Below are 26,432 nucleotides of genomic sequence, written 5' to 3'. Positions count from 1 at the left end.
CTCATCACCGTCAGATTTCAGGCCGCTGGCGCGAAATCACTCCAGGAGAAACGTTAGTCTTTATCAATACGGCTGGCGTCAGCGCCCTGCTGCCCGCGATATTTGGCGTCTTCGCGGCGATTGTAAGGACGCGCCGCCGGCCCGGACAGCGGTTCAAAGCTCAGTGCGCCAATCAGCATGCCGGGACGCAGCGCCAGCGGCAGCTTACCGGAGTTGTAAAACTCCAGCACGATACGGCCCTGCCAGCCCGGATCGATACGGTGCGCGGTAACGTGCACCATCAGCCCGAGGCGCGCCAGTGACGAGCGGCCATCCAGCCAGCCCACCAGATCGTCGGGAATGGTGACGGATTCCAGCGTCACCGCCAGCGCCAGTTCACCCGGATGCAGAAAGAACGCTTCGCCTTCCGGCAGCACAATCTCATCGCTCATCACGCGATCCAGCGCCGCGCTCACTTCATGCTTTGGACCACTCAAATCTATAAATGGGGCGGTGTGGCCGCTAAAGGTTCGGAACTGGTTACCGAGGCGCACATCCACGGTAGCACCGTTGATGCGCTCAACCGGCGGACGGGGATCGATGGCCAGCTTGCCGCTGTCCAGCCAGCTTTCAATATCGCGATCGCATAATCTCATCGCAGCAACTCCATGATTAAGTGTAGCGAAAGGTGGTCAGGTTGTGACAAACCGTTCGCGTCACGTCCATCCGGACGCACGGTGTCCCGTTCCGGTCCCGCTGAACCGGACGGGCGTCGTCAAAGATACTGGTTAATTTTGGCCTTGAGGATATCAATGGCGATGCGATTTTTACCACCGCGCGGCACAATGATGTCGGCATACTGCTTGGAAGGCTCAATAAACTGCAGGAACATCGGGCGCACGGTCTTTTGGTACTGGCTCATCACCGAGTCCATCGAGCGCCCGCGCTCGTTGACGTCGCGCTTCATACGGCGCATCAGGCAGATATCCAGCGGGGTATCAACGAAGATCGAGAAGTTAAGCTCCTGGCGCAGCCGTGCATCGGTCAGCAGCAGAATCCCTTCCAGAATAATCACTTTCTTCGGCTTCAGGTGAATACACTCGTCGGTGCGGGTGTGCTCAACGTAGCTGTAAACCGGCAGGTCGATATCTTCGCCAGCCTTCAGCGCGCGCAGATGTTGCAGCAGCAAATCGTGGTCCATCGCGCTCGGATGGTCGTAGTTGGTTTTCACCCTCTCTTCCATGGTGAGGTGGCTTTGATCTTTATAGTAGGCATCTTCGGGGATCACACCGATATGCTCGTCACCGACCTGGTCACGGATTTCACGATAGAGCGTGCTGGCAATAAGACTTTTTCCGGATGCGGATGCACCTGCAATGCCAACGATCACGCACTGATGAGACTTGTCAGTCATACTTTTTTAAGACCTGATAACTGGAGCCGGTTTCTGTCTGCACAAAAACAGGCCGATTGAGAGGGTTAGTTGGCGGCAATTATAGGGATTTCACCGGGTTGATGCCAGTGAAAACCGGCGCGCCGCCTTTTCAGACTATCCCGTTTTGCAGCCAGCGGCTTAATCGATACACTGTTTCTCTGCCCGCCGTGTGACTGGCGGGAGCCCGATAGTCGTTGCAAGGAAAAGTATGAGCTGGAGAACCCTGACCTATTTCGGCGACAGTATGTTGCTGATCCCCACTGCGGTGATCATCGCACTGGTGCTGCCGTGGAAAAGCGATAACCGTCGCACCGTCTGGTACTGGCTGCTGGCGTTTGGCCTGGCGGGCCTGCTGGTCAGCATCTCGAAGATTATGTTTCTCGGCTTCGGCATTGGCAGCGCGCGCTACAACTTTACTGGTTTCAGCGGCCATAGCGCGATGTCAGCGACGCTGTGGCCGGTGATGATGTGGCTGATTTCCGGCCGCTGGCCTACGTTCTGGCGCGCCCTGACCATCGGTATCGGCTATCTGATTCCGCTGATGGTGGGATTATCGCGCCTGGTGATCCATGCGCACTCGGTAAGTGAAGTACTGGCCGGACTGATGCTGGGCTTTACCCTGAGCAGCGCGTTCCTGCTGAGCCAGCGTCGCACCGCGCTGAAGGGTTTTAGCGTGGTGCAGGTGGCAGTGGCATTTCTGATTCCGCTGTTGCTGATGGGCCACGGCCGCGTCGCCACCACCCAGCAGTTCCTCGAGCGTTTTTCCGCTGACCTCGCCGGGCTGGAAAAGCCCTTCACCCGCGCCGATTTGTTTCGCTGAGTGCGTTGCGCGGTAAAGGGTGTAAGGTATGTCCATTACGTTTTGAACACGTTCCACAAATGATTGCACATACGGTAGCGGCGCAATTTATTGCGCGATAAATCGCGCCGCTACAAAATTGTGCAATTTGTCGTGTCCTTACCTGAATTACTGCAGATCCAGCAGGCGCGATACTGCCAGCAGATTTCACCGGTTTTTGTCGGGTGCGCATTCATGCGCACCTGGATGCAGGCCGCAAAAAAACATTTCCGCACAAAGATATCTGACAGATGTGCTAGCATGGATTAAGAGATTGACTGGCGCATTTTTCTTCGAGTAATCAATGCGCGCTGCTGGATTCGTGCATGACTCTTGAGATAGTAACCTCGCAGGATAATCCGCAAAAAAAGTGGCTCAGCGCCCTGCTGCTTTGCGCGCTGGCATTTTTACTGACGCTGTTCTGTCTGGAACTGATTGTCGTCAGCGGCCGCATTTCCCCGCTCTGGTACTCCACCGCGTTAATGACCGTCGTGGTGTTCCGCGCGCCCTCGCGACAGGTACCGCTGCTGCTGGCCAGCTGCGTGCTCGGCACGGCGCTGGCCAATCTGCTGGTGATCGGCCCGGCCCTGAGCAATGTCAAATTCGCCATCCTTAATATGGTGCAGGCCATCCTCGGCGGGCTGATGCTGCGCGCGCTGCTCGACCGCAAAGCCCCGCTCAACTCACTGGCCGACTGGATACGCTTTGCGCTGGCTGCGGGCCTGATCGCGCCGCTGCTGGGCGGCGTGGTGGCGCTATGGATGCTGCACGTCGACGGCCACGCCTCGCTGCCGTTTTTCTCCACCTGGGTGATCTCTGAAGTGATTGGCGTGCTGGCCTTCGGTCCGGTGCTGCTGCTGTGGCCTGATAAACCGCTGCGCCAGCTGATCACGCCGGAACGTCAGCTGGAGACGCTGCTCACGCTAATCGTCACGCTGCTGGCCAGCTATCTGGCGCTGCGTTTCCTGCCGTGGCCGTTTACCTTCATCGTGGTGATTCTGTTCTGGTGCGCGGTGCGCCTGCCCAAATTCGAAGCCTTTCTGCTGTTTTTCCTCAACGCCAGCTTTATCTCGCTGCTGCTGGCGCTCGACTGGGTCAACCTGGCGCGCAACGATCTGCTGCTCGGCCAGGTCAGCACCTGGCTGCCGTTTCTGCTGGTGCTGCTGCCGAGCCACGTGATGTCGCTGGTGATGGATGCTTTCCAGCGTGAAAAGCACCACATCAGCGAAAGCGAAACCCGCTTCCGCAACGCCATGGAGTATTCCGCCATCGGCATGGCGCTGGTATCACCGGAAGGCGGCTGGCAGCAGGTCAACCAGTCGCTGTGCCGCACGCTGGGCTTCGCGGCGGAAGAGCTGAAAAAACTCACCTTCCAGCAGATCACCCATCCGGACGATCTCAACAGCGACCTGCAGCAGCTGGAGCGGCTGATCGCCGGTGAGATCCTGACCTATACCCTGGAGAAGCGCTATTTCCGCAAAGATGGCGAGATCGTCTGGGCGCGCCTCACGGTCTCAATGGTGCGTGATGCGCGGCTGCAACCGCTCTACTTTATCGCGCAGATTGTGGATATCTCCGAGCTGAAGCAGAGCGAGCAGGTCAACCAGCGGCTGATGGAGCGCATCACGCTGGCCAACGAAGCGGGCGGCATCGGCGTGTGGGAGTGGAACCTGCTAAACGGCGAGATGTTATGGGACAAGCGCATGTACGAGTTATTTGCGCTGGAGCCGCACCGGGTGCCGAGCTACGACCTGTGGCTGCATCTGGTCGATGTTCAGGAACGTGAAGCGGCCGCGCTCACCATTCAGCAGGCGATTGAACGCCGCAGCGCCTTTCAGCTGGAGTACCGCATCAATCTGCCGCAGGGCGTGCGCTACGTGCGCTCCGAGGCCAATAGCATCATCAGTAAGGACGGGCAGATCGAACGCATGCTGGGCATTTGCCAGGACATCACCTCGCTACGTACGCTGAATGAAGCGCTGTTCCAGGAGAAGGAACGCATGGCGATCACCCTCGACTCGATCGGTGAAGCGGTGATTTGTACTGACGATGAGATGCGGGTGACCTTCATGAATCCGGTGGCCGAGACGCTGAGCGGCTGGCCGCAGGCGAAAGCGGCTGGCGTGGCGCTGAGCGAACTGCTAACGATTACGCGTGGTGCGCAGGGGCCGCGCGTGGAGAATCTGTTGCTGTGCAGCCTGCCCGCCAGCAAAACCACACCGGACCTCGAAGAAGAGCTGGTGTTGCATACCCCGGATGGTGCCCAGGTCGAGATTCACTACAGCATCACGCCGCTGAAAACCCTGACCGGCAGCGACATTGGTGCCGTAATGGTCATTCATGACGTCAGCGAGTCGCGCCGCATGATGAAACGCCTGAGCTACAGCGCCTCCCACGATATGCTGACGCGCCTGCCGAACCGTCACAGCTTTGAACAGCAGCTGAAGCGACTGGTGAATGACGCCGCCGCGCATCACAGCGAGCACGTGCTGGTGTTTATCGATCTGGATAAGTTTAAAGCGGTCAACGATACCGCCGGCCATGCCGCTGGCGATGCGTTGCTGCGCGCACTGGCCGATCTCATGCAGCAGCACCTGCGCAATAGCGATGTGCTGGCGCGCCTCGGCGGTGACGAATTTGGCCTGCTGCTGCCCTACAGCAATGTTGACCAGGTGCGCGAGGTGGTGCAGGGCATCGTCAGCGCGGTGCATGACTTTACCTTTATCTGGCAGGACCGGCCGTATCACGTCGGCGCCAGCGCCGGTATCACGCAAATCGATCAGCATAACTGCATCAGCAATGTGGTGATGTCGCAGGCCGATGTCGCCTGTTACAGCGCCAAACACGCCGGGCGCGGCCAGTATCAGGTTTACCAGGAAGTTCAGGGATAAACTGCGGCGCTGCCCATTGCCAGCCCGCGTTGGCTGCGCTAAAGTCGCCCCCTTTTTTCTGGCATGGGGGATACAATGTTTATCGGATTCGACTACGGCACGGCTAACTGTTCCATCGCGGTAACGGATAGCGGCACACCGCGGTTACTGACACTGGAAAACGGTCAGCGCCTGCTTCCCTCCATGATTTGCGCGCCCACGCGCGAAGCCATCAGTGAATGGCTGCACCGCCACCATCAGGTCCCCACGCCAGACAGCGAAAGCACCGCGCTGCTGCAGCGCGCGCTGCGTTATAACCGCGAAGAGGATATCGAGGTAACGCCTGCCAGCGTACAGTTTGGTCTGACCGCGCTGCAGCACTATATGGTTGATCCGGAAGAGGTGTGGTTCGTCAAATCGCCGAAGTCGTTCCTCGGCGCCAGCGGCCTGAAACCCCAGCAGATCGCCTTCTTTGAAGATTTGGTGTGCGCCATGATGCTGCACATTCGCCAGCAGGGTGAAACCCAGCTCGACCAACCGATTGATCAGGCCGTGATTGGCCGGCCAATCAACTTCCAGGGGCTGGGCGGTGAAGATGCCAACCAGCAGGCGCAGGGCATTCTGCTGCGTGCCGCACAGCGTGCCGGGTTCCGCGACGTCGAGTTTCAGTTCGAGCCGGTTGCCGCCGGTCTGGAGTTTGAAGCCACGCTGCAGCAGGAGACACGCGTGCTGGTGGTGGATATCGGTGGCGGAACCACCGACTGCTCCATGCTGCTGATGGGTCCGCAGTGGCGTAATCAGTCCGATCGCCGTGCCAGCCTGCTTGGCCACAGCGGCTGCCGCGTCGGCGGTAACGACCTCGATATCATGCTGGCGTTCAAAACGCTGATGCCGCTGCTGGGTCTGGGCGGTAACACGCTGAAGGGCACTGCCCTGCCCGCCCTGCCGTGGTGGAACGCGGTGGCGATTAACGATGTGCCGGCACAAAGCGACTTCTACTCGGCCGCCAGCGGCAAGCTGCTGCGCGATCTGGTGCGTGATGCCGAACAGGGCGATAAAGTCGCGCATCTGCTGAAAGTATGGCAGCAGAAGCTGAGCTACCGGCTGGTGCGCGCGGCGGAAGAGAGCAAGATTGCGCTCTCCGATCAGCGCGAGACTGCGGCCTCGCTGGCGTTTATTGCGCAAACGCTGCAGGCGGAGATCAGCGCCGCGCAGCTGGAAGAGGCGATCAATCAGCCGCTGGCGCGCATTCTTGAGCAGGTGCAGCTGGCGCTGGCCAGTTGTGACACCCGTCCGGAGGTGATTTACCTCACCGGCGGCAGCGCCCGTTCGCCGATCCTGCGCGCCGCGCTGCAGCAGGCGCTGCCCGATACACCCATCGCCAGCGGCGATGATTTCGGCTCGGTCACCGCCGGCCTGGCGCGCTGGGCCGAAGTGATGTTCAGATAATTCCCTCTCCCGCTTGCGGGAGAGGGTTAGGGTGAGGGCCAGACAGCTCTGTGCGATTTTCCCCTCACCCTGCCCTCTCCCAAAGGGAGAGGGAAAAGTCACACATTCTGCCAGATTAGAAATTCACGTTCGCACTGATCCCACCCACAAACGCATCTTTCACTTCGCTCACCGCACCCGGTGCCACCACGTATTGCAGGTTTGGACGCAGCTGCAGCCATTTGGTCAGCTGCGCATTGTAATAAACCTCGTAGTTGTACTCGGAACCATCCTGAATCGGCAGATAGGTTGGGCTGTCGAAATCAGTTTCGCCGTTGGCATCATTCTGCTGACGCAGCGAACGGGTATACGCGCTGTTGACGTGAATACGCGCCGCGCCGACGCCAATCTCATCCTGCGGACGCGCATCAAACGGCCCTTTCCAGGTAAAGCTGATCGACTGATAGTTGTCGGTTTTCGAGGTTTTGTGATCGTTCATCACTGCCTGCACCGTCACGCCGAGGCCACGGCTGGCATCGCCGCCCTGTGCGGTCAGCTGCTGCTGTAACAGCACGTAGCCGCCGTAGGCGTGGTCCTTGCTCTGATAAGCGCCATCGCGCCAGCTGCCGTAGTTATCGCCGTTGGCCGACGAGTAGTAGTAACCAATGCGGTAGTTACCCGGCAGGTTGGCCGGGCCGAAGGTCGGTTTCCAGCCCAGTTCCACCGGCACCAGGTTGCCTTCGGAGTTGCTGGTATCCAGACGGAAACCGTCACCGCGATCGTAGTTGGCACTGTTCTGGTTGTAGAAGCCCACCTGGAAGAACACTTCCGGCGTAAAGTTAACCTTCACGCGGCCGCCCCACTGGGAAACCGGCCAGTTAAACCAGCGGTCGCCGCGCCAGTTACCCGCCTGGCCGCTGCCGAATGCGAGGTTCTGGAACTTGCTGTCGAAGTTGTCGAAATCTTCCCCGACGGTGACGCGACCGGCTTTCAGGTTGACGGTGTTATCAAACAGCCCTTTGCTGAGCCAGAACTGCGTCAGACGCCAGGTCTGGCCACGTCCGTACACTTCCTGCACCGATGACAGCATGCCGGTACGGCGGTCTGCCACCTGATCGGAGATATTGCGACCGTTACGGTCGGTAATGGTCATCTGGAACTGCGCATCCTGCCAGTCGAGCAGTTTTTGCAGGTCAAGATTCAGGCCAAACGCCCACTGATCGCTGTAGCGCATCGAGGTGTTGGTATCGGCACCGCCGCCCAGGTTCGAGGCACTCTCCATGGTGTAGTTAACGTCGAACTTCACGCCGTCGTTTTCCAGCTGCGTTCGGTTACCGCCCCAGTCGCCAAACATATAGGGGGAATCGTAGCTGAACGCATCGGCTGCCAACGCCGACGCACTCAACATGGCAAACATCAGGGTGCCCGCTGCCAGGCGAGGCATATGCTGCACTGCTTTTTTTCTGTTCATGATGATTATTCTTCTGTGAATTTCCGGAGAGGAACGGGCAGAGAATAATGCTGAGGTTATGTCAATTTTTGCAAATCTGTGCGCAGTGAGTGCAAAGGTGACAGTGACTTAACGCAATTGTGACAGCGATCGATGAATGGATATGTTCTGGAGGAAAAAGGCATTTTTTGCGTGGCGAAAAAATTATTACGTGACGGGACGCCGCAGCGTCCCGCTTCGCGTTACGGCTTGCTGGCGCTGGCCAGCTCTTCAATCTCCTGCTTGCTGAGCTCCAGCTCGGTGGCTTTCACCAGCTCATCCAGCTGCTGCAGCGAGGTGGCACTGACAATCGGTGCCGTGATGCTCGGTCGCGCAATCTGCCACGCCAGCGCCACCTGAGTAGCAGAGGCGTCGTGCGAGGCCGCGACATCTTCCAGCGCTTCAATGATGCGCTTACCGCGATCGTTGAGGTATTTTTCTACAATGCCCTGGCCGCGCGCGCTTTTACTGGCGTCTTCCGGCTTCTTGTATTTCCCGCTCAGGAAACCGCTGGCCAGCGAGTAGTAGTTAATCACGCCGAGACCGTTTTTCACCGCCACCTGCTCCAGTCCGCTTTCATACTCCTGGCGATCGTACAGGTTGTACTCCGGCTGCAGGGTTTCATAGCGCGCCAGTCCCTCCTGCTTACTGATGTCCAGCGCTTCCTGCAGGCGCTGCGCGCTGTAGTTGGACGCACCGATTGCCCGCACTTTGCCCTCTTTGATCAGCGAGTCGAAGGCTTTCAGCGTCTCCACCAGCGGCGTGCTGTCGTCATCACGGTGCGCCTGGTAGAGATCGATGACATCCGTCTGCAGGCGGCGCAGCGAATCTTCCACGGCCTGGCGGATATAGGCCGGTTTCAGCCCGGTTTTCTCCGGCGTCAGCTCCATGCCTACCTTGGTGGCGAGCACGATACTGTCGCGCTTACCGCTTTTTTTCAGCCACTTACCGATGATGGTTTCCGATTCACCGCCGGCGTTGCCCGGCGCCCAGCGAGAGTAGACGTCTGCGGTATCAATGAAGAACAGCCCCTTTTCCACCAGCGCGTCGAGCAGTGAAAACGAGGTTTTTTCATCGACCGTCCAGCCAAAAACGTTGCCGCCAAACGTCAGCAGCGGCACGCTGATACCGCTGTCGCCCAGCTGACGGGTTTTGTGTTGACGCATGTGATCCTCCTTAGTGAAACGAGACTGGTCTGTCATTCAGCTTAGCAAAGGAAAAAGTCACGCTTATGCGTATTGCTGCCAAAATATTTACTGAATATGAATACTTAGCGTGCCCGGGGCGATATTCTTAATTCCTTCAATTTTTGCCCGACCCGGGCGACTACAATCATTTCGTTTGCGCCGCGGTTCGTTTGCGCGCGCATGTGGGGAAAACGAAACCGCCGGAGAGCACACAGAGCAATGAATAAACGATTAAAAACAGGCCTGATTAGCGTGGTGGTGCTGGCTGCGCTGGCGGGCGCTTACTACTGGTGGCAGCATCCGGCCGAGCCTGCACAGGCTACCCAGGCTGATGGCCAGCCGCATCACGGACGCGGTGGCAACAATAGCGGCGGACGCCGTCCGCTGGCACCGGTGCAGGCCGCAACGGCGACCACCGAAAGCGTGCCCTATTACCTCAGCGGACTCGGCACCGTCACCGCGGCCAACACCGTTACGGTGCGCAGCCGGGTCGACGGCCAGCTGATGGCGCTGCACTTCACGGAAGGTCAGCAGGTGGAGGCCGGCGCGCTGCTGGCAGAAATCGATCCCCGCCCATGGCAGGTAGCGCTCACCCAGGCGCAGGGCCAGCTGGCCAAAGATCAGGCGACGCTGGCTAACGCGCGCCGCGACCTCAGCCGTTATGAAAAGCTGGCAAAAACCTCGCTGGTGTCGCAGCAGGAGCTGGATACCCAGCGCTCGCTGGTCAGTGAAACCCTCGGCACCATCAAAGCCGACGAAGGCAATGTGGCCAGCGCGCAGCTCAATCTGACCTACAGCCGCATCACCGCGCCGATTGCCGGACGCGTCGGGCTGAAGCAGGTGGATGTCGGCAACTACATTACCGCCGGCGATACCAATGGTCTGGTGGTGATCACCCAGACGCACCCGATTGACGTGGTGTTCAGCGTTGCCGAGAACAACATCAGCCAGATCCTGAAAGCCCAGAAAAGCGGTCAGCCGCTGCCGGTTGAAGCCTGGGATCGCAGCAATAAAACCCTGCTGACCACGGGTGCGCTGCTGAGCATTGATAACCAGATCGATGTCACCACCGGCACCATTAAACTCAAGGCGCGCTTCAGCAATCAGGACGACGCCCTGTTTCCCAATCAGTTTGTTAATGCCCGGCTGAAGGTGGATACGCTGCAAAACGCGGTGGTGATCCCAACTGCCGCGCTGCAGATGAGCAACGACGGCCACTTTGTCTGGGTGGTGAACAGCGATAACAAAGTGAGCAAGAAACGCGTCACCGCCGGGCTGCAGGATAGCCAGAAAGTGGTGATTGATGCCGGGCTGCAGGCCGGTCAGCGCGTGGTCACCGACGGTCTCGACCGCCTGACCGAAGGCGCCACGGTGGAGATTGTCGCCGCACAGAGTACCGCCACGCACAGCACGCGCGCGGCGCAACCGGCTCGCGGAGAACGTCAATAATGCAGGTGATGCCTCCCGACGCCAGCGGCGGCCCGTCACGCCAGTTTATTCTGCGCCCGGTGGCCACCACGCTGCTGATGATCGCGATTTTGCTGGCCGGCGTGCTGGGCTATCGCTTCCTGCCAGTTTCCGCGCTGCCGGAAGTCGATTACCCGACCATCCAGGTCGTCACGCTCTATCCCGGCGCCAGCCCGGATGTGGTGACCTCGTCGATTACCGCGCCGCTCGAGCGCCAGTTCGGGCAGATGTCCGGCCTGAAGCAAATGGCGTCGCAAAGCTCCGGCGGTGCCTCGGTGATTACGCTGCAGTTCCAGCTGACGCTGGCGCTCGACGTTGCCGAACAGGAAGTGCAGGCGGCGATCAACTCTGCCACTAACCTGCTGCCTGGCGATCTGCCTAATCCGCCGGTGTACAGCAAAGTCAATCCGGCCGATCCGCCAATCATGACGCTGGCCGTTACCACCACCAGTATGCCGCTGACGCAGGTGCAGGATATGGTGGAGACGCGGGTGGCGCAGAAGATTTCCCAGGTCTCCGGCGTCGGTCTGGTCACGCTCTCCGGCGGCCAGCGTCCGGCGGTGCGGGTGAAGATGAACGCACAGGCGCTGGCGGCCCTCGGCCTCACCAGCGAGACGGTGCGTACCGCCATCAGCAACGCCAACGTCAACTCGGCGAAAGGCAGTCTTGATGGCCCAACGCGCTCCATCACGCTGTCGGCCAATGACCAGATGACCTCCGCGGAGGATTACCGCAAGCTGATCGTCAGCTACAGCAACGGCGCGCCGGTGCGGCTGGGCGACGTCGCCACGGTTGAACAGGGCGCAGAAAACAGCTGGCTGGGCGCCTGGGCCAACCGTCAGCCGGCGATTGTGCTGAACGTGCAGCGCCAGCCGGGCGCCAATATTATCGCTACCGCTGACAGCATCCGCGCGCTGCTGCCGTCGCTGACCGCCACGCTGCCGAAGTCGGTTGACGTCAAACTGCTCACCGATCGCACTACCAACATTCGCGCCTCAGTAGCGGATACCCAGCATGAGCTGATGCTGGCCATCGGGCTGGTGGTGATGATCATCTATCTGTTTCTGCGCAACGTCCCGGCCACCATTATTCCGGCAGTCGCGGTGCCGCTGTCGCTGGTCGGCACCTTTGCCGCCATGTATTTCCTCGGCTTTTCGATCAATAACCTGACGCTGATGGCGCTGACCATCGCCACCGGCTTTGTGGTCGATGACGCTATCGTGGTAATCGAGAACATCTCGCGCTACATCGAAAAAGGCGAAAAGCCGATGACCGCCGCGCTGAAAGGTGCCGGTGAGATTGGCTTCACCATTATCTCCCTCACCTTCTCGCTGATCGCGGTGCTGATTCCGCTGCTGTTCATGGGCGATGTGATTGGCCGCTTGTTCCGCGAGTTCGCCGTGACGCTGGCGGTGGCGATTCTGATCTCGGCAGTGGTCTCGCTGACGCTGACGCCGATGATGTGCGCGCGCATGCTAAGCGCCGAATCGCTGCGCAGGCAGAACCGCTTCTCCCGCGCCAGCGAGGCGATGTTCGATAAGGTGATTGCCGGCTATGGCCGCTGGCTGACGCGCGTGCTGCGCCATCCGTGGCTGACGCTGTCGGTGGCGCTTGGCACGCTGCTGCTGACGGTGCTGCTGTGGGTGGTGATTCCGAAGGGCTTCTTCCCGCAGCAGGACAACGGCATCATTCAGGGCACGCTGCAGGCGCCGCAGTCGGTCTCTTACGCCAGTATGGCGCAGCGCACCCGCGACGTGGCGTCGATCATTATGAAAGATCCGGCGGTGCAGAGCCTGACCTCGTTCGTCGGCGTGGATGGCACCAACGCGGCGCTTAACAGCGCGCGGCTGCAAATCAACCTGAAACCGCTGGACCAGCGTGATGATCGTATTCCGGCAGTGCAGCAGCGGCTGCAGCAGGCGATTGATCGCCTGCCCGGCGTGTCGCTGTGGCTGCAGCCGGTACAGGACCTGACCATTGATACCCAGGCGAGCCGCACGCCGTACCAGTTTACCCTGCAGTCAGGTTCGCTGGAGTCGCTGGGCAGCTGGGTGCCGAAACTGCTGGCACAGCTCGATACCTTGCCACAGCTGCGCAATGTCAGCAGCGACTGGCAGGATCAGGGGCTGGAAGCCTTTGTGCGCGTCGATCGCGACAGCGCCAGCCGGCTCGGCATCAGCATGGCGGACATTGATAACGCGCTGTACAACGCCTTTGGCCAGCGCCTGATCTCAACGATTTACACCCAGGCCAATCAGTATCGCGTGGTGCTGGAGCAGGACAACACGCAAACCCCCGGTCTCGCCAGCCTCGACGCGATTCGCCTGAACAGCAGCGACGGCGGCAGCGTGCCGCTCAGCGCCATCGCGCAAGTCGAAGAGCGCCACGCTGCGCTGAGCATTAATCATCTCGACCAGTTCCCGTCGGCCACCTTCTCGTTTGACGTAGCGCACGGCTACTCGCTCGGCGATGCGCTGCAGGCGATCACCACGGCGGAAGATCAGGTCGGCATGCCGGCAGAGATGATGACGCAGTTCCAGGGCAGCACGCTGGCGTTTGAAGCGGCGCTGACCAGCACCATCTGGCTGATCGTCGCGGCGGTAGTGGCGATGTATATCGTGCTCGGCGTGCTGTATGAGAGCTTCATCCATCCGATTACCATTCTGTCGACGCTGCCCACCGCCGGCGTTGGCGCACTGCTGGCTCTGATGCTGAGCGGCAACGAGCTGGATATCATCGCCATCATCGGCATCATTTTGCTGATCGGTATCGTGAAGAAGAACGCCATCATGATGATCGACTTCGCGCTGGCCGCCGAGCGTGAACAGGGCATGGCGCCGCGTGAGGCGATCTATCAGGCCTGTCTGCTGCGCTTCCGGCCGATTCTGATGACCACGCTGGCGGCGCTGCTTGGCGCGCTGCCGCTGATGCTCAGCACCGGCGTCGGCGCAGAGCTGCGTCGTCCGCTCGGCATCGCCATGGTCGGTGGCCTGGTATTGAGCCAGGTGCTGACGCTGTTTACCACTCCGGTGATCTATCTGCTGTTTGATCGCCTTGCCCATGCCACGCGCCGGCGTCTGAAAGGCACGGAGGCGCAGTCGTGAAGTTTTTCGCCCTGTTTATCCATCGGCCGGTTGCCACCACGCTGCTGACGCTGGCGATTGCGCTGGCGGGCATTCTCGGCTTCCGTCTGCTGCCGGTGGCGCCGCTGCCGCAGCTGGATTTCCCGGTGATTCTGATCTCGGCCTCGCTGCCCGGCGCGTCGCCGGAAACCATGGCGGCCTCGGTCGCCACGCCGCTGGAGCGCTCGCTGGGGCGCATTGCCGGCGTCAGTGAAATGACTTCCACCAGCTCGCTGGGCAGCACGCGCATCATCCTGGTGTTTGATTTCGACCGCGACATCAACGGCGCGGCGCGCGACGTGCAGGCGGCGATCAATGCCGCCCAGAGCCTGCTACCGACCGGCATGCCCAATCGTCCAACCTACCGCAAAGCCAACCCGTCTGATGCGCCGATCATGATCCTCACCATGACCTCGGACATTTATAATCCCGGTCAGCTGTATGATTACGCGTCGACGCAACTGGCACAGAAGCTGTCGCAGATTGATGGCGTTGGCGATGTCACGGTGGGCGGCAGTTCGCTGCCGGCGGTGCGCGTCGACCTCAATCCGCAGGCGCTGTTTAATCAGGGCGTGTCGCTGGATGCGGTGCGCACCGCCATCAGCAACGCCAACCAGCGCCGTCCGCAGGGCGCCATCGACGATACCCAGCAGCGCTGGCAGGTGCGGACCAACGATGAGCTGCAAACCGCCAGCGTCTACCAGCCGCTGGTGGTGCACTACAACAACGGCGCGGCGGTGCGGCTGAGCGATGTGGCGAACGTGCAGGATTCGGTACAGGACGTGCGCAACGCCGGGATGACCAACGGTAAACCAGCGGTGCTGCTGGTGGTGCGCAAGTCGCCGGACGCCAACATTATCGATACCGTCGACCGCATCCGGGCGGAAATGCCGGAGCTGCATGAGGTGATCCCGGCGGCTATCGACCTGCAAATCGCCCAGGACCGCTCGCCCACTATCCGCGCCTCGCTGCACGAAGTGGAGCAGTCCCTGGTGATCGCCGTGGCGCTGGTAATTCTGGTGGTGTTTTTCTTCCTGCGCGACGGCCGCGCCACGCTAATTCCGGCGGCGGCGGTACCGGTATCGCTGATTGGTACCTTCGCCGCCATGTACCTGTGCGGTTTCAGCCTGAATAACCTGTCGCTGATGGCGCTGACCATCGCCACCGGCTTTGTAGTGGATGACGCCATCGTGGTGCTGGAGAACATCGCGCGTCACGTCGAAGCCGGCATGAAGCCACTGCAGGCGGCACTCACCGGGGTGCGCGAGGTGGGCTTTACCGTGCTGTCGATGAGCCTGTCGCTGATTGCGGTGTTCCTGCCGCTGCTGATGATTGGCGGTATTATTGGCCGCTTCTTCTCGGAGTTTGCCATCACGCTGTCGGTGGCGATTCTCATCTCGCTGTTTATCTCCATCACCCTGACGCCGATGATGTGCGCGTATCTGCTGAAACCGCAGACGAAGCGCAGCCAGCCGCGCACGCGCGGATTTGGCCGCGTGCTGCTGGCGGTGCAGCAGGGCTATGCGCGCTCGCTGGGCTGGGTGCTGAACCACGCGATCTGGGTGCTGTTGCTGCTGCTCGGCACCGTCGGGCTGACCATCTGGCTGTTTATCGCCATCCCGAAAACCTTTATGCCCGAGCAGGATACCGGCCGTCTCAACGGCTTTATCTCCGCCGATCAGAGCATTTCGTTTCAGGCGATGCGCGGCAAGCTGCAGGATTTCATGAACATCATCAAGGCTGACCCGGCGGTCGATAACGTCACCGGCTTCACCGGCGGCTCGCGCACCAACAGCGGCTCGATGTTTGTGTCACTCAAGCCGCTGTCAGAACGCAGCGAAAGCGCGCAGGAAGTGATCGCCCGCCTGCGCGTGAAGCTGGCGAAAGAACCGGGTGCCAACCTGTACCTCAATGCGGTACAGGATATTCGCGTCGGCGGACGTGAATCGAACGCCAGCTATCAGTACAGCCTGCTGTCGGATAACCTCGCCGATTTACGTGAGTGGGAGCCGAAAATCCGCCAGGCGTTTGCCGCGCTACCAGAGCTGGCCGATGTGAACTCGGATCAGCAGGACAACGGCAGCGAAATGGCGCTGACTTACGATCGCGAAAGTATGGCGCGCCTCGGCATCGACGTGTCGGCGGCCAATGCGCTGCTGAATAACGCCTTCGGCCAGCGGCAAATCTCCACCATCTACCAGCCACTGAATCAGTACAAAGTGGTGATGGAGGTGGATCCGCGCTATACCCAGGATGTCAGCGCGCTGGATCAGATGTTCGTGATCAACAGCGACGGCAAAGCGATTCCGCTCAGCTGGTTTGCCAAATGGCAGCCGGCCAACGCGCCGCTTTCGGTCAACCATCAGGGGCTGTCGGCGGCCTCGACCATCTCGTTTAACCTGCCGGAAGGGGTCTCGCTGTCGCAGGCATCGGAGGCCATTGACCGCACCATCACTGCGATTGGCGTGCCGTCCAGCGTGCGCGGCAGCTTTGCCGGCACCGCGCAGGTATTTCAGGATTCGCAGTCGAACCAGTTGTGGCTGATGCTGGCGGCGATTGCTGCGGTGTATATCGTGCTCGGCATTCTGTATGAGAGCTACGTGCATCCCCTGACGATTCTCTCTACCCTGCCCTCGGCGGGCGTCGGCGCGCTGCTGGCGCTGCAGCTGTTTAATACGCCGTTCAGCCTGATTGCGCTGATCGGCATCCTGCTGCTGATCGGTATCGTGAAAAAGAACGCCATCATGATGGTGGATTTCGCGCTGGAGGCGGAGCGCAACGGCAACCTGTCGGCGCGCGACGCCATTTTCCAGGCGTGCCAGCTGCGTTTCCGCCCGATTCTGATGACCACGCTGGCGGCGCTGTTTGGTGCGCTGCCGCTGGTGCTGACCAGCGGGGACGGCGCGGAGCTGCGCCAGCCGCTGGGCATCACCATTGCCGGTGGGCTGGTGATGAGCCAGCTGCTGACGCTGTACACCACACCGGTGGTGTATCTGATGATGGATAAACTGCGCCGACGGAAAAAGCAGCCGCGGTTGATAACGGAGCCATAACGCCATACCTGCACTAAGCGTAGCGGCGCAATTCAACGCGCGATAAATCGCGCCGCTACGCGACCTGCGGTTGATGAAACTGTTAACACGGGATGACCATGAACGCACAAACCGCCACTGTCCGCTGGCAACTGTGGATTGTGGCCTTCGGCTTTTTTATGCAGACGCTGGATACCACCATTGTGAACACCGCGATTCCGGCGATGGCCCACGATCTCAACGTCAGCCCGCTGCATATGCACTCGGTGATTGTCTCCTACGTGCTCACCGTGGCGGTCACGCTGCCGCTCAGCGGCTGGCTGGCGGACCGCTTTGGCGTGCGCAACATCTTCTTCTGCGCCATCGTGCTGTTTAGCCTCGGTTCGCTGCTGTGTGCCTTCGCCACGTCACTTGACCAGCTGGTGATGGCGCGCGTGGTCCAGGGCATCGGCGGCGCGATGATGGTGCCGGTCGGCCGGCTGACGGTGATGAAGATCGTGCCGCGTGAGCAGTACATGTCGGCCATGACCTTTGTCACCCTGCCCGGCCAGATTGGCCCGCTGCTCGGCCCGGCGCTGGGCGGCATTCTGGTGGAGTATGCCAGCTGGCACTGGATCTTCCTGATTAACATTCCGGTCGGCATCATCGGTGCCATTGCTACGCTGCTGCTGATGCCGAACTACACCATGCAGACGCGACGCTTTGACTTCCTCGGTTTTGTGCTGCTGGCGGTCGGCATGGCTACGCTGACGCTGGCGCTCGACGGCCAGCGCAGCGCCGGCGGCTCACCGCTGCTGCTGTGCCTGCTGATTCTGCTGGGGGTGTTTTCCCTGTTGTTCTACCTGATGCACGGTCGCAACAACGATAACGCGCTGTTTAGCCTGAAGCTGTTTGACAACCGCATATACGCCATCGGCCTGCTCGGCAGCTTCACCGGCCGCATCGGCAGCGGCATGCTGCCGTTTATGACGCCGATTTTTCTGCAGGTGGGCCTCGGCTTTAGCCCGTTCCACGCCGGGCTGATGATGATCCCGATGGTGCTGGGCAACATGGGCATCAAACGCGTGGTGGTGCGCATCGTAAATCTGTTTGGCTATCGTAACGCGCTGGTGGGCGGCACGCTGGCGCTGGCGCTGGTGGTGCTGCTGTTTCCCGTGGTGGCGCTGCTCGGCTGGATCTGGCTGCTGCCCGTGGTGCTGCTGTTGCAGGGCATGGTCAATGCCATCCGCTTCTCATCCATGAATACCCTGACGCTGAAAGAGCTGCCAGACGAACTGGCCTCGAGCGGTAACAGCCTGCTGTCGATGATCATGCAGCTGTCGATGAGTATCGGCGTCACCGTGGCCGGTTTGCTGCTCGGCGCTTTCGGCCATGGCGCGGTGAGCGACAGCGCCGCGACCCATCAAACCTTCATGTACACCTATTTGTGCATGGCGCTGGTGATTGCGCTGCCGGCGCTGGTGTTCTGGCGCGTACCCGCCGATGTGAGTAAAAACGTGGACCTGAGAGGCAGGAGAAAAGGATGAAGCAGCCGGTAAAACTCGGCATCAGCGCCAAACTGTTTATGGCGATTTTTTCCACCTGCATGCTGGTGATCATCACCATGCACTGGGGCGTGCGCCTCAGCTTTGAGCATGGCTTTGTCGATTACATCAAAAAGGGCAACGAGCAGCGCCTGACGCTGCTGAGCGATGCGCTGGCCGATCAATACGAACAGCACGGTAGCTGGGATTTTTTGCGTAACAACGATCGGCTGATTTTCACCATTCTGCGCTCGCTGGAACAGAATCCTGGCAGCGGCACGCAGCTGCCGCCGCACGGCTGGCGCACCCAGTTCTGGATTATCGATCAGCAGTACAAAATACTGTCCGGCCCGCGCTCGCCGGTGCCGCCGGAAGGCTCACGCCGCAATATCACCACCAGCAACGGCAAGATTGTTGGCTGGGTGATTGCCTCGCCCGCCGAGCGGCTGACGCGCAGCACCGACATCAACTTTGACCATCAGCAGCGTCAGACCAGCTGGCTGATTGTCGGCCTCACCACGCTGCTGGCCGCGCTGGTCACCTGGCTGCTGGCGCGCGGCCTGCTGGCGCCGGTGAAACGGCTGGTGGACGGCACCCATCAGCTGGCGGCGGGCAAATTTACCACCCGGGTGGAGGTCGGCAGCAGCGACGAAATTGGTCAGCTGGCGCGCGACTTCAACCAGCTGGCGCGCTCGCTGGAGAAAAATGAGAGCAACCGGCGCGCCTTTATGGCCGATATTTCCCATGAGCTGCGTACGCCGCTGGCGATTTTGCGCGGTGAACTGGAGGCGATGCAGGATGGCGTGCGCAAGCTGACGCCCGACGCCATCAGTTCGCTGCAGAGTGAAGTCGCGCTGCTGACACAACTGGTGGAAGACCTGCACCAGCTGTCGCTCTCCGACGCGGGCGCCCTCGCCTACCGCAAACAGCCGGTGGATCTGGTCAGTCTGCTGGAGGTGGTGGCGGGCAGTTTTGGCGAACGCTATCGCAGCCGGGGGTTGACGCTCAGCCTGATGTTGCCGGCGCAGGCCAGCAGCTTTGGCGATCCGGACCGGCTGATGCAGCTGTTTACTAACCTGCTGGAAAACAGCCTGCGCTACACCGATGCCGGCGGCACGGTGCAGCTCAGTATGCAGCTCAGCGGCGAGCAGTGGCAGCTGCAGTTTGCCGACAGCGCACCGGGCGTCGAGCGTCAGCAGCAGGCGCAGCTGTTTGAGCGCTTCTTCCGCGCCGAAAGCTCACGCAATCGCGCCAGCGGCGGCTCCGGGCTCGGTCTGGCGATCTGCAAGAATATTGTTGAGGCGCATGACGGCAGCATTAATGCGGCCGACTCTGATTTAGGTGGGCTGAAAATCACGCTAAACTTGCCGTATGTTCCTCACTAGACACCCTTTATGAGCACGGAAAATAGCGATCCCCTGATTCTTGTTGTGGAAGACGAACCCAAACTGGCGCAGCTGATGATTGATTACCTGCAGGCGTCAAACTACCGCACGCACCACCTCGCCGATGGCAACGCGGTACTGAGTTATGTGCAACAAACGCCGCCAGACCTGATGCTGCTGGATTTGATGCTGCCGGGCCGTGACGGCCTGACGCTGTGTCGGGAAATCCGCCGCTTCTCTGAGCTGCCGATTATCATGGTGACCGCACGCACGGAAGAGATTGATCGCCTGCTCGGGCTGGAGATTGGCGCTGACGACTATATCTGCAAACCCTTCAGCCCGCGTGAAGTAGTGGCGCGGGTGAAAACCATTCTGCGCCGGGTGAAACGTTCGCCAGAAGAGGCGCAGCTGGCCTCGCATCTGCTGATCGACGAAGGGCGTTTTCAGGCCAGCTGGCGCGAACAGCCGCTGGAGCTGACGCCCGCCGAGTTCCGCCTGCTGAAAACCCTGGCGCTGGAGCCGGGCAAAGTGTTTTCGCGCGAGCAACTGCTGAACCATCTGTATGACGACTATCGCGTGGTCACCGATCGCACCATTGACAGCCACATCAAGAACCTGCGGCGCAAGCTGGAGAACCTTGATGCCGAACAGCCGTTTATTCGCGCCGTGTACGGCATGGGATATCGCTGGGAAGCGGATGTTGGCCGCCTGCTGTAACCGCTTAGATTGATCCAGGTCAATTTACATCGGGAGTCGCCCTGCCTACAATTCCCCACCTTTTGCAGGGCCGCCTGACGCGGCCGCTGCACGTGCCATTCGTGATGGCATGCTGACCTGACATCAGTGAGAACGCCCCATGCTTAAACCCGAACTGCTTTCGCCGGCAGGCACGCTGAAAAATATGCGTTACGCCTTTGCCTACGGCGCCGACGCGGTGTATGCCGGCCAGCCGCGCTACAGCCTGCGCGTGCGCAATAACGAATTCACCCATGAAAACCTCGCCAAAGGCATCAGCGAGGCGCACGCGCTCGGCAAGAAGTTTTACGTTGTGGTGAACATTGCCCCGCACAACGCCAAGCTGAAAACCTTTATCCGCGATCTTACGCCGGTCATCGAGATGCAGCCGGATGCGCTGATCATGTCCGATCCCGGCCTGATCATGCTGGTGCGCGAAGCCTTCCCGCAGATGCCGATTCACCTGTCGGTGCAGGCTAACGCGGTGAACTGGGCCACGGTGAAGTTCTGGCAGCAGATGGGGCTGACGCGCGTGATTCTGTCGCGCGAGCTGTCGCTGGAGGAGATCGCCGAAATTCGCCAGCAGGTGCCGGAGATGGAGATTGAAATCTTTGTCCACGGCGCGCTGTGCATGGCCTACTCCGGCCGCTGCCTGCTCTCTGGCTATCTGAATAAGCGCGATCCCAATCAGGGCACCTGTACCAACGCCTGCCGCTGGGAATATAACGTGGCCGAAGGCCAGCAGGATGAGGTCGGCAACATTGTTGGCTTTCATCAGCCGGTTGCGGTGCAGCCCGCGACGCTCGGCGTCGGTCAGCCTACCGACCGGGTATTCCTGCTGGAAGAGAAGATGAAGCCAGGCGAGGTGATGAGCGCGTTCGAAGATGAGCACGGCACCTACATCATGAACTCGAAAGATCTGCGCGCGGTGGCGCACGTCGAACGCCTGAGCCAGATGGGCGTGCATTCGCTGAAAATTGAGGGCCGCACCAAATCGTTCTACTACTGTGCGCGCACCGCGCAGGTGTACCGCCGCGCAATCGACGATGCGGCCGCCGGCAAACCTTTCGATCCGGCACTGCTGGAGACGCTGGAAGGGCTGGCGCACCGCGGCTATACCGAAGGTTTTTTGCGTCGCCACACCCATGACAGCTATCAAAACTACGAGCAGGGTTTTTCCATTTCGGAGCGTCAGCAGTTTGTCGGTGAATTCACTGGTGAGCGGCGCGGTACGTGGGCGCAGGTGGCGGTGAAGAACAAGTTCATGCTGGGCGATAGCGTAGAGATCATGACGCCGGACGGCAATCTCAACTGCACGCTGCAGGCGATGCAGAATGAGAAGGGTGCCGCGGTTGAGGTCGCTCCGGGAGATGGTCATCGCGTCTGGATCAGCGTGCCGGAGGGGGTCGATCTGGCCTATGCGCTGCTGCTGCGCAATTTTACCGACGGTAACAGCACTTACGATCCGCACGGTAAAAATCGCACTAAATGAAAAGAAAACGGCGAAGTTAGAACAGGATCACAGACCGCCGCTTCGCCGCGCTTTAGAATCGCGCCTGCTGCTAACGAGTAACAACAAACAGCAGGTAGTACCAGGAACCACCTCATTCACCCGCCCGGCTCCCCCGTGCGGGTTTTCTTTTTTCATCGTTCGCCGATAAAGTTCCCGCCGCAGCTATGCTATAACCACAGCTCTGTCTTACTCATCAGGGAAGCGATAATGCAAAATAAACCCCTCACTTTGCTGATTCTGAATGGAAAAGGCGCAGGCAATGAAGAGTTGCGTGCCGCCGTGAATACCCTGCGCGACGAAGGCTTTAACCTGGCAGTGCGCGTGACCTGGGAAAAAGGCGACGGTGACCGCTACGTGCAGGAAGCGCTGCAGCTGCAGGCGGAAACCGTGGTGGCTGGCGGCGGCGATGGCACCATCAATGAGATTGCCACCGCGCTGGCCGCCCTGCCGCCAGCGCAGCGGCCGGTGCTGGGGATTTTACCGCTTGGCACCGCCAACGATTTTGCTACCAGCGCCGGTATCCCGGCAGAAATGGAAGCGGCACTGCGGCTGGCGGTACTGGGCAAAGCCACGGCCATCGATCTGGCGCGGGTGAACGGCGACCGTTACTTCATCAACATGGCGACCGGCGGTTTTGGCACGCGCATCACCACCGAAACGCCGGAGAAACTGAAATCGGCGTTGGGCGGCGTCTCCTATTTTATCCATGGCCTGATGCGCGTTGATGCCCTGAAGCCGGACAGCTGCGAAATCAGCGGACCGGGCTTTCACTGGCAGGGTGACGCGCTGGTGATTGGCATTGGCAATGGCCGTCAGGCCGGTGGCGGGCAGCGGTTATGTCCGGAAGCGCTGATCAATGACGGACAGCTCAATCTCAGCATCGTAACCGCCCAGGAGCTGCTGCCAACGTTGCTGCACTCGCTGACGCGCGACGACGAAAACCCGAACATTGTCGCGGCACAGCTGACGTCGCTGACCATCCGTTCACCGCATGAGATGACCTTTAACCTCGACGGCGAGCCGCTGTCCGGCAGCGAGTTTGTGATTGAGGTGCAGCCCGGTGCGTTGAGCTGCCGCCTGCCACCGCAGTGTGCGTTGCTGGCGTAATCATTGGAAAATTCCTGCATTATCCCGGTGCGCATAAATGCGCACCCTGTGAGGCTCGCCATCCCTGCACGCACCGTGTAGGGTCGCCATTGATGGCGACCGGTTACGTGCGTCTGCGGCTGACGCTCTGCATCACACCTTCATCCAGCGGCGCTCCACGGCGGAAATCGCCACGGCTTCCAGCACCTTCTGCACCTGCAGCCCTTCGGCAAAATCCGGCCACATGCGATCGCCGGCGGCGATGCCGTTGATCAGATCGCGAATCTCGACCGTTTTCTGATCGTTAAAACCGATGCCGTGACCGGCCGAGACGCAGAAGCTGGCGTAATCCGGGTGCGCCGGACCGGTGAGAATGGTTTTAAAGCCTTGGCGACCGGCCGGATCGTCGTGCAGATACAGTTCCAGCTCAGCCATGCGCTCCTGCGTGTAGCGCAGCGTGCCTTTGGTGCCGGTCACCACATAAGTCAGCCCCATCTTGCTGCCGCAGGCGATACGCGAGGTTTCAATCACGCCGTGCGCACCATTTTTAAAGCGCAGCAGCGCGCTGGCCTGATCTTCATTTTCCACCGGCAGCAGACGTGACGGCGCCTTCGGATCCGGTCGCTGTTTGATCACCGTCATCATGTCACCGCTCACCTCATCAATATCACCGACCAGATAGTGCGCCATGTTGACGATATGCGCCGCCAGATCGCCAAGCGCGCCGAGACCGGCCAGCGCTTTCTGGCAGTGCCAGTCGAGCGGCGTCTCCGCGCGCGCCAGATAATCTTCGTTATGGGTGCCGTAAAAGTGCACCACCTCGCCGATCTCACCGCGCGCGATAATCTCCCGTGCCAGCTGGCTGGTGGGGTTTTTCATGTAGTTAAAGCCTACCAGGGTTTTCACTCCCGCCTGCTCTGCCGCCTGCACCATCTCTTCGGCATCGGCCACCGAGAGCGACAGTGGCTTTTCGGAGTAGACGTGCTTGCCGTGGCGAATCGCCTCCAGCGCCATCTCTTTGTGCAGGAAATTGGGCGCGCAGATATCGACCACGTCGATGTGCGGATCGCGTACCAGCTCGCGCCAGTCGCCCGTCGAACGGGCAAAGCCAAACGTCGCCGCCTGCTGCGCCGCCAGCGCCGAATTCACCTCTGCCAGCATCTCGCGCACAATCTCACCCTTCAGGGCGAACACCGTGGGTGCCTGCGCATAGGCAATCGCGTGACAACGCCCAATATATCCACTGCCAATCATACCGATTCTGACTTTGTTCATGCTGCACCTGCGGTTCACGGGGATGAGTTTCCCGGAATATATGTTTCGTTTTGGGCGGCGACAACGGAAAAATGAAATATCTGTGATCATACATGCGAGGTATCTGACAGAAGCGACAAATCAGAATGTAATTTTGCATAGCATTGGTGACATCTCTCACAATCAGGCGCAGTGCTGGCGCTAATTCGCGCCATCGCGCGGGCCCGCGTCGGGCAATTGACGCTTTATTCAGCAGTCAGAAAAAATTGTGAAAAAGAGCTTTGACAAGCCACAGCCTGCCCGATAATATGCGCCCCGTTCCAAACGATTCCTCTGTAGTTCAGTCGGTAGAACGGCGGACTGTTAATCCGTATGTCACTGGTTCGAGTCCAGTCAGAGGAGCCAGATTTAGAAAAGCCTGCTTTTAAAGCAGGCTTTTTGCTTTTCTGCGTTCTGACGTTCAGATACCGCCATACCACTCGTAACCGCGATCTTCCCAGTAGCCACCGCGTCCGCCCCACAGCTGGGCAAACGAATCCACCACTTTAATTTCCATCAGATACTTGGCGTGCTTGTAACCGAGCTGGCGCTCGACCCGGAGACGCAGCGGCGCACCGTGCGCGACCGGTAGCGGCTGATCGTTCATACGGTAGGCCAGCAGCGTTTGCGGATGCCACGCATCCTGCAGATCGATACTTTCGTAGTAGCGCCCGCTGCCGTCCAGCGTCTGCTCCAGTTCGTCGGCACACAGGAACACTACGTAGCGGGCACCTGGCCGCAGGCGCGCCGCATCCAGCACCAGTCCGAGCGGTACGCCCTGCCATTTGCCAATCGCGCTCCAGCCCTCCACGCAGTCGTGCCGGGTAATCTGCGTGCGACTGGGGAACCGCTGCAGATCGCTGAGCGATAAACTCAGCGGCTGTTGCACCAGCCCGGTGACGCGCAGCCGCCAGTCGGCAAACCCGTTCGCCAGCAAACGCGCATACTCGTCGGAGTCGGGCATTTGCGTGCCGTTGGCGCGGAACAGCGGCGAAATATCGGCCTCGCTGAACTCCGGTGCCAGCCGCTGGCCGCCCAGCAGGCGCTGGCTGGCACGCGTCAGCCGCTCGGTCTGATTGAGCCAGCCGCTGACCGTGTCGTTTTGCGTCAGTTGATCGCAACCGCTCAGCAGCGCCGCGCCGGCGCCGGACAGCGCGCCCAGCAGCAGGCGGCGACGCGACAGCTCGATTTTCATGATGGGGTATCCTCTTTGTCGATCGCGTAACGGCCGGTGATCATCGAACGCAGGTTATTGAACACGCCTGACACCAGCACCATCACCACATGCACCAGCACAAACAGCACCAGCAGCGTGGCGGTGACAAAGTGCACCGTGCGCGCCGTGGGACGGCCGCCAAACAGATCGGGTAAAAACGGCAGCGCCGCATCCAGCGCTGGCGACAGGGTTAATCCACTGAGCAGCATCAGCGGCAGCAGTATGAAGATCACCAGCAGATAGCTGAGTTTCTGCAACGCGTTATAGCGCCGCGCCGCTTCACCGCGGGCGAAGCGCAGCCGGGCGTGGTCGCAAATCTCCTGCCACAAATGACGGGCGCCCAACTGCTGACGGTCGGGCAACAGATCGCGGCGAAAGTGCCGGTGCCAGAAACCGTGCAGCAGATAAATCACGCCGTTGAACAGCAGCAGCCAGGCAAAAAAGAAGTGCCAGTGGCGACCGGCTCCCAAATCCTGCCACGACGGCAGCGTCATCCAGCCGGGGAACGCGCGCGCTGTGAGCGTGCCCTCCAGCTTCGAGACACCGAGCACGCCGGTGGTATTCAGCTGCAGCGAGCCGAGCCGGACAAATCCCTGCTGCTGACGATTGCCGATTTCAAACACCGGCTGCTCATGGTCCGCGCCATACAGGCCGACATACAGACGCGGATGCGCATTAAAGATTTGCAGTCCGCTCATCAGCAGTACGGCAAAACACAGGGCGTTGACCCAGTGCGTCACGCGCACCAGCAGCGAATGACGACGAATCAGCGTTTTACTGCGGGAAGGTGAAGGCTGTTGCATCATCGAGCCCCTTACCAGCCAGGCGAGGCCT

Annotated in this window: 18 protein-coding genes and 1 tRNA gene; 12 read left to right on the top strand and 7 right to left on the bottom strand. The window is 60.3% G+C overall.

Going from position 1 to position 26,432, the window contains the following annotated elements; all coding sequences use genetic code 11:
* Window positions 1-53 precede the first annotated feature (53 nt).
* A complete protein-coding gene (gene dcd / locus C1N60_RS07445; RefSeq protein ID WP_021509321.1) occupies window positions 54-635 on the bottom strand; it encodes a dCTP deaminase in 582 nt (193 codons plus the stop codon).
* Window positions 636-754: 119 nt separating this feature from the next.
* The gene (gene udk, locus C1N60_RS07440; RefSeq protein ID WP_010615887.1) at window positions 755-1,393 is read right to left on the bottom strand and encodes a uridine kinase; all 639 of its coding nucleotides are present in this window, start codon (window positions 1,391-1,393) and stop codon (window positions 755-757) included.
* Between the two features lie 229 nt (window positions 1,394-1,622).
* On the opposite strand from udk, the gene C1N60_RS07435 reads away from it, so the two are divergent.
* The 3 genes from C1N60_RS07435 (at window position 1,623) to yegD (ending at window position 6,571) form a co-directional block, all read left to right on the top strand.
* Complete coding sequence (locus C1N60_RS07435) at window positions 1,623-2,234, top strand: phosphatase PAP2 family protein (RefSeq protein ID WP_021509320.1); 612 nt, start codon at window positions 1,623-1,625, stop codon at window positions 2,232-2,234.
* Between the two features lie 344 nt (window positions 2,235-2,578).
* Window positions 2,579-5,143, top strand: coding sequence for a diguanylate cyclase (locus C1N60_RS07430; protein WP_394521590.1), 2,565 nt, complete (start codon window positions 2,579-2,581; stop codon window positions 5,141-5,143).
* Window positions 5,144-5,218: 75 nt separating this feature from the next.
* Window positions 5,219-6,571: a molecular chaperone gene (gene yegD, locus C1N60_RS07425; RefSeq protein ID WP_021509318.1), complete on the top strand. Its 1,353-nt coding sequence runs from the start codon at window positions 5,219-5,221 to the stop codon at window positions 6,569-6,571.
* A 115-nt stretch (window positions 6,572-6,686) separates the two neighbouring features.
* Here yegD and C1N60_RS07420 read toward each other — a convergent pair whose 3' ends face one another.
* Both C1N60_RS07420 and C1N60_RS07415 read right to left on the bottom strand, forming a co-directional pair.
* Window positions 6,687-8,021 (bottom strand): carbohydrate porin, encoded by a 1,335-nt coding sequence (locus C1N60_RS07420; protein WP_338670964.1) that lies wholly within the window; start codon window positions 8,019-8,021, stop codon window positions 6,687-6,689.
* 221 nt (window positions 8,022-8,242) lie between these two features.
* Window positions 8,243-9,205, bottom strand: coding sequence for an aldo/keto reductase (locus tag C1N60_RS07415; RefSeq protein ID WP_021509316.1), 963 nt, complete (start codon window positions 9,203-9,205; stop codon window positions 8,243-8,245).
* A gap of 240 nt (window positions 9,206-9,445) precedes the next feature.
* On the opposite strand from C1N60_RS07415, the gene C1N60_RS07410 reads away from it, so the two are divergent.
* The 8 genes from C1N60_RS07410 (at window position 9,446) to yegS (ending at window position 23,110) form a co-directional block, all read left to right on the top strand.
* The gene (locus C1N60_RS07410; protein WP_058780348.1) at window positions 9,446-10,675 is read left to right on the top strand and encodes an MdtA/MuxA family multidrug efflux RND transporter periplasmic adaptor subunit; all 1,230 of its coding nucleotides are present in this window, start codon (window positions 9,446-9,448) and stop codon (window positions 10,673-10,675) included.
* The gene (locus tag C1N60_RS07405; protein ID WP_394521589.1) at window positions 10,675-13,797 is read left to right on the top strand and encodes an MdtB/MuxB family multidrug efflux RND transporter permease subunit; all 3,123 of its coding nucleotides are present in this window, start codon (window positions 10,675-10,677) and stop codon (window positions 13,795-13,797) included. Before C1N60_RS07410 ends, C1N60_RS07405 begins: the two co-directional genes overlap by 1 nt.
* Window positions 13,794-16,868 carry a multidrug efflux RND transporter permease subunit MdtC gene (gene mdtC / locus C1N60_RS07400; protein WP_394521588.1) on the top strand — a complete coding sequence of 1,025 codons (3,075 nt, stop codon included), beginning with the start codon at window positions 13,794-13,796 and terminating at the stop codon, window positions 16,866-16,868. Before C1N60_RS07405 ends, mdtC begins: the two co-directional genes overlap by 4 nt.
* A 98-nt stretch (window positions 16,869-16,966) precedes the next feature.
* A complete protein-coding gene (gene mdtD, locus C1N60_RS07395) occupies window positions 16,967-18,373 on the top strand; it encodes a multidrug transporter subunit MdtD (protein ID WP_031280060.1) in 1,407 nt (468 codons plus the stop codon).
* On the top strand, window positions 18,370-19,755 hold the full coding sequence (baeS, locus tag C1N60_RS07390; RefSeq protein WP_058757282.1) for an envelope stress sensor histidine kinase BaeS: 1,386 nt from the start codon (window positions 18,370-18,372) through the stop codon (window positions 19,753-19,755). Before mdtD ends, baeS begins: the two co-directional genes overlap by 4 nt.
* A gap of 9 nt (window positions 19,756-19,764) precedes the next feature.
* The gene (baeR, locus tag C1N60_RS07385) at window positions 19,765-20,472 is read left to right on the top strand and encodes an envelope stress response regulator BaeR (protein WP_031280058.1); all 708 of its coding nucleotides are present in this window, start codon (window positions 19,765-19,767) and stop codon (window positions 20,470-20,472) included.
* A 139-nt stretch (window positions 20,473-20,611) separates the two neighbouring features.
* Window positions 20,612-21,982 carry a prephenate-dependent tRNA uridine(34) hydroxylase TrhP gene (gene yegQ / locus C1N60_RS07380; RefSeq protein WP_211727171.1) on the top strand — a complete coding sequence of 457 codons (1,371 nt, stop codon included), beginning with the start codon at window positions 20,612-20,614 and terminating at the stop codon, window positions 21,980-21,982.
* A 228-nt stretch (window positions 21,983-22,210) separates the two neighbouring features.
* Window positions 22,211-23,110 carry a lipid kinase YegS gene (gene yegS, locus C1N60_RS07375; RefSeq protein ID WP_058757280.1) on the top strand — a complete coding sequence of 300 codons (900 nt, stop codon included), beginning with the start codon at window positions 22,211-22,213 and terminating at the stop codon, window positions 23,108-23,110.
* A gap of 132 nt (window positions 23,111-23,242) precedes the next feature.
* Here the strand turns inward: yegS and C1N60_RS07370 are convergent, their stop codons facing one another.
* Window positions 23,243-24,364 (bottom strand): Gfo/Idh/MocA family oxidoreductase, encoded by a 1,122-nt coding sequence (locus C1N60_RS07370; RefSeq protein WP_282995956.1) that lies wholly within the window; start codon window positions 24,362-24,364, stop codon window positions 23,243-23,245.
* A gap of 308 nt (window positions 24,365-24,672) precedes the next feature.
* Here C1N60_RS07370 and C1N60_RS07365 point away from each other — a divergent pair.
* Window positions 24,673-24,748, top strand: a tRNA-Asn gene (locus tag C1N60_RS07365).
* 55 nt (window positions 24,749-24,803) lie between these two features.
* Here C1N60_RS07365 and C1N60_RS07360 read toward each other — a convergent pair.
* Window positions 24,804-25,577 (bottom strand): molybdopterin-binding protein, encoded by a 774-nt coding sequence (locus C1N60_RS07360; protein ID WP_021509306.1) that lies wholly within the window; start codon window positions 25,575-25,577, stop codon window positions 24,804-24,806.
* Window positions 25,574-26,404 (bottom strand): cytochrome b/b6 domain-containing protein, encoded by an 831-nt coding sequence (locus tag C1N60_RS07355; RefSeq protein ID WP_058757277.1) that lies wholly within the window; start codon window positions 26,402-26,404, stop codon window positions 25,574-25,576. Before C1N60_RS07355 ends, C1N60_RS07360 begins: the two co-directional genes overlap by 4 nt.
* Window positions 26,405-26,432: the final 28 nt, after the last annotated feature.

It is taken from the genome of Pantoea sp. SGAir0184 (assembly GCF_043544755.1).
The sequence above is the reverse complement of the archived record's forward strand: the minus strand, read 5'-3'. Positions and strand labels throughout refer to the sequence as shown.

Coding starts and splice junctions, on each gene's coding strand:
- dcd (WP_021509321.1), bottom strand. CDS start 635: ATGAGATTATGCGATCGCGATATTGAAAGCTGGCTGGACAGCGGCAAG.
- udk (WP_010615887.1), bottom strand. CDS start 1,393: ATGACTGACAAGTCTCATCAGTGCGTGATCGTTGGCATTGCAGGTGCA.
- C1N60_RS07435 (WP_021509320.1), top strand. CDS start 1,623: ATGAGCTGGAGAACCCTGACCTATTTCGGCGACAGTATGTTGCTGATC.
- C1N60_RS07430 (WP_394521590.1), top strand. CDS start 2,579: ATGACTCTTGAGATAGTAACCTCGCAGGATAATCCGCAAAAAAAGTGG.
- yegD (WP_021509318.1), top strand. CDS start 5,219: ATGTTTATCGGATTCGACTACGGCACGGCTAACTGTTCCATCGCGGTA.
- C1N60_RS07420 (WP_338670964.1), bottom strand. CDS start 8,021: ATGAACAGAAAAAAAGCAGTGCAGCATATGCCTCGCCTGGCAGCGGGC.
- C1N60_RS07415 (WP_021509316.1), bottom strand. CDS start 9,205: ATGCGTCAACACAAAACCCGTCAGCTGGGCGACAGCGGTATCAGCGTG.
- C1N60_RS07410 (WP_058780348.1), top strand. CDS start 9,446: ATGAATAAACGATTAAAAACAGGCCTGATTAGCGTGGTGGTGCTGGCT.
- C1N60_RS07405 (WP_394521589.1), top strand. CDS start 10,675: ATGCAGGTGATGCCTCCCGACGCCAGCGGCGGCCCGTCACGCCAGTTT.
- mdtD (WP_031280060.1), top strand. CDS start 16,967: ATGAACGCACAAACCGCCACTGTCCGCTGGCAACTGTGGATTGTGGCC.
- baeS (WP_058757282.1), top strand. CDS start 18,370: ATGAAGCAGCCGGTAAAACTCGGCATCAGCGCCAAACTGTTTATGGCG.
- baeR (WP_031280058.1), top strand. CDS start 19,765: ATGAGCACGGAAAATAGCGATCCCCTGATTCTTGTTGTGGAAGACGAA.
- yegQ (WP_211727171.1), top strand. CDS start 20,612: ATGCTTAAACCCGAACTGCTTTCGCCGGCAGGCACGCTGAAAAATATG.
- yegS (WP_058757280.1), top strand. CDS start 22,211: ATGCAAAATAAACCCCTCACTTTGCTGATTCTGAATGGAAAAGGCGCA.
- C1N60_RS07370 (WP_282995956.1), bottom strand. CDS start 24,364: ATGAACAAAGTCAGAATCGGTATGATTGGCAGTGGATATATTGGGCGT.
- C1N60_RS07360 (WP_021509306.1), bottom strand. CDS start 25,577: ATGAAAATCGAGCTGTCGCGTCGCCGCCTGCTGCTGGGCGCGCTGTCC.
- C1N60_RS07355 (WP_058757277.1), bottom strand. CDS start 26,404: ATGATGCAACAGCCTTCACCTTCCCGCAGTAAAACGCTGATTCGTCGT.